The 3,302-nt window shown below is 59.4% G+C and carries 2 protein-coding genes and 3 pseudogenes; all 5 read left to right on the top strand.

Annotated elements, in window-relative coordinates:
- Positions 1-126: 126 nt before the first annotated feature.
- A pseudogene (locus tag QZ196_RS17425) lies at positions 127-366 on the top strand (IS21 family transposase); the annotation flags it as partial.
- Between the two features lie 68 nt (positions 367-434).
- Positions 435-1,522 (top strand): IS3 family transposase gene (locus QZ196_RS17420; RefSeq protein ID WP_296428669.1). Its coding sequence is split into 2 segments (ribosomal slippage): positions 435-696 and positions 696-1,522, totalling 1,089 coding nucleotides; the frame shifts between segments, so codons are not numbered across the junction.
- 348 nt (positions 1,523-1,870) lie between these two features.
- Positions 1,871-2,887, top strand: coding sequence for a GSU2403 family nucleotidyltransferase fold protein (locus QZ196_RS17415; RefSeq protein ID WP_296428666.1), 1,017 nt, complete (start codon positions 1,871-1,873; stop codon positions 2,885-2,887).
- A 4-nt stretch (positions 2,888-2,891) separates the two neighbouring features.
- Positions 2,892-2,990 (top strand): annotated as a pseudogene (locus QZ196_RS17410) (DUF2493 domain-containing protein); the annotation flags it as partial.
- A 167-nt stretch (positions 2,991-3,157) separates the two neighbouring features.
- A pseudogene (locus QZ196_RS17405) lies at positions 3,158-3,302 on the top strand (transposase); the annotation flags it as partial.

Below are 3,302 nucleotides of genomic sequence, written 5' to 3'. Positions count from 1 at the left end.
GATTACGCTACGAAACGGATCAGCCCGCCTCAAGCTGGTTTTGTCTGACAAGACCCACAGACGGTATCGAACACACAAACGATACCGAAAACCGCGCCGCCTGATGATGCGCGTCACCCAAATTCAAGCATAGCTCGCGCGTTTCTGGTACGGGCCTATTTGTTGCAGACCCACGAGATGCTGTTTGATGCCCACTGGCATGCTTTCCGTGTGTTTGATGGCATCCCGGGCCGCGGAATATACGACAATATGAAGACGGCGGTTGACCGTGTCGGTCTTGGAAAGCAGCGCGATGTGAATGCGCGTTTTTTAGCGATGACCAGCCACTATGTCTTTGAACCGGAATTCTGCAATCCGGCGGCGGGTAATCCCCCCCGAAAGTAAGGGGCTGCATAAGTAGAGTTTTCTCGGCAAGATGCATGAGGAGATTCTGAATGAAGACAAGCAGATACACAGAGGCGCAGATCCTCGCGATCCTGCGCCAGGCTGAAGGCGGCATGCCGGTGGCCGAGTTGTGCCGGGCGCACGGCATGAGCAGCGCGTCGTTCTATAAATGGCGGGCGAAGTATGGGGGCATGGATGCGTCGATGATTTCCCAGACGAAGGCCATTGAGGAAGAGAACCGGCGGCTGAAGAAGATGTTCGCCGAGTTGAGCATGCAAAATGAACTGCTCAAGGAGGCTCTCGGAAAAAAATAGTTTGGCCATCTCAACGCCGCGAGATGGCCGGGAATGCAGTGGCGAGACGTGGGGTCAGCATAGCCCTTGCCTGCCGGACCTTCGGGGTCAGCGAGACCTGCTATCGCTATGGCCCGAAGTTAAGGGCTGAGAACGAAGAGATCGCCGATCTGCTGACCGGTTTGACAGATGCCCGCAAGACGTGGGGGTTCGGCCTGTGTTTCCTGCATCTGCGCAACGTGAAGGGTCATCCGTGGAACCACAAACGCGTCTATCGCATCTACTGCGAGTTGGAGCTGAACCTGCGGATCAAGCCACGCAAGCGGTTGAAACGGGAGAAGCCTGATGCGCTGGCAGTCCCGGACGCGCCAAATGTGACCTGGTCGATGGATTTCATGGCGGATCGGCTGGGGGATGGTCGGGCGTTCCGGCTGTTGAACGTGCTGGACGACTTCAACCGGGAAGGCTTGGGCATTGAGGTCGACTTCTCATTGCCCGCCGAGCGCGTCATCCGAAGCCTCGACCGCATCATCGAATGGCGCGGCAAGCCCAGCACCATAAGGGTGGACAACGGCCCTGAATACATCAGCGGCAAGCTGATGGAATGGGCAGAGAAACAAGGGGTTATCATCCAGCACATCCAACCCGGCCAGCCGCAGCAGAACGCTTACATCGAGCGCTACAACCGCACCGTCAGACACGAATGGTTGGACCAATACATCATCGAAACCATCGAGGAGGCTCAAGACCACGCCACGCAATGGCTATGGACTTACAATAACGACCGCCCGAACATGGGCATCGGCGGCATCACACCCGCACAGAAACTGAAAATGGCTGCGTAAGTTCTACGAATGCACCCCGTTAAAAATGGGGGGATTACCCCGGTCACCCGCTGCTTTTGCTTCGGAATTTTGTCACGCCGATCAGCGTTGAACTTGTGCGGCATATACAGCATCCTCAAGAGAATAAGCCGTGACCGATATCAGCCGAGTGGGGCTCCGTGCAACAAGGCCATGCGGGTTGCGGACCCGGCGAAGAAGGCGTCGCAGGATTGAAGAGAGAGGGTCGCGCTTGGCGCGGCCCTTTTTCCTTTTCTCATTGGCGGGACGGTGCCCCAAAAAACCTTATGCCTAGCAATTTCATGTTTTGATAGGTATATGCGTGCCAAGCAAAAATTGGAAATGATTGGCATGACTCCTCTTAGCAGCATCGCGATGAGCGCCTACACCGATCTGGTGCGCCTTCTGAAGGACGACGCCTTGTCCGGTGTCGAAGGCAAGCCGACGCTCAAAGAGCGCGGCGACAAGGCCTATTGGTACGCCGCGCGACGCGTCGGAACCGAGATGCGCTTCATCTATATCGGCGAGGACGGTGACGAGACGCGTGCACGTATCGACCGGATCGTGGAGCTGCGCGCGACCGCCAAGGATCGGCAGGCAGAACGGTCTCGGCTTGTTCGGCTCCTGCGCGCCGAAGGCATGACCCCCACCGACCGGGCAACCGGGTCCATCCTGTCGGCGATGGCGGCAGCCGGGACTTTCCGTTTGGGTGGCACCATCGTCGGAACCAATGCATTTCGCCTCTATGAAGGCGAGCTTGGTATCCGGCTACCCATTGGCGGTATGGCCAACACCGGCGACATCGACATCGCCCAGTTCGAAAAGCTCAGCGTGGCACTGCAGGATCAGGTTGACCCAGGTCTGGCCGAGACCTTTTCGGCACTGAAGTTCGCGCCCGTGCCCGGGCTCGACAACGGCCGGACATGGCGATGGGCGCAGGGGGGCAGTGGCCAGTTGGTCGAGTTCCTGACGCCGGCCTTCGGAGATGAAACCATCCGCGATTTGCCAGCCTTGGGCGTGAACGCCCAAGGATTGAACTACCTCAACTTCCCGATTGCTGAGCCGATCCATGCGGCGGCGATCTATCGATCCGGCATACTCGTGCAGGTCCCGCGTCCAGAGCGCTATGCGATCCATAAACTGATCGTTGCTGATCGGCGGCGTGACGGGGCGGGGAGCCTCAAATCTGCGAAGGACCGCGAGCAGGCGGCCTTCTTGATCGAGGCGATGGCCGAGGATCGTCCCGATGATCTGGCCCGGGCTTATGGCACCGCGCTGGAAGTCGGGCCACGCTGGCGCGAGCGCATTGGGAATTCGTTGAAGCGCATGCCGGAGACGAAGATTATCCTCGAGAGCCTGGGCGCGTGATCGCGGCAACGGGATCACGCCGAACCTCGGACAGAAGGCGGAAGCGAAAGGCCTGACGGTTATGCGGGTTGCGGACCCGGCGAAGAAAGCGTCGCAGGATTGAAGAGAGGGGGTCGCGCTTGGCGCGGCCCTTTCGTCATGTCTCAAGGCGCGTGCGATCGGTCACACGTGATCGGCAGCTGACGGCGCCCAGCCCGTCATTCCTCTACCCAGCCCGTCATAGTGCGGCCCATCCGCATCGGTACAGGCTGGGGATGGTGCGCACCTCACGCGCAACCCAAGGCAGGCTCGCGTATCGTGGACGAAGCGCTGGTGCGCATTGCTGCGCTCTACAAGATCGAAGGCGAAATCCGCGGCCAGGATCCGGAAAGCCGAGCTGAAACCCGGCAGGAACGTTCCCGGCCGCTGGTCGATG

The organism is Yoonia sp., from assembly GCF_017854565.1.
Taxonomy (GTDB): domain Bacteria; phylum Pseudomonadota; class Alphaproteobacteria; order Rhodobacterales; family Rhodobacteraceae; genus Yoonia.
This window is presented reverse-complemented; position numbering and strand designations above follow the sequence as displayed.

Coding starts and splice junctions, on each gene's coding strand:
- QZ196_RS17415 (WP_296428666.1), top strand. CDS start 1,871: ATGACTCCTCTTAGCAGCATCGCGATGAGCGCCTACACCGATCTGGTG.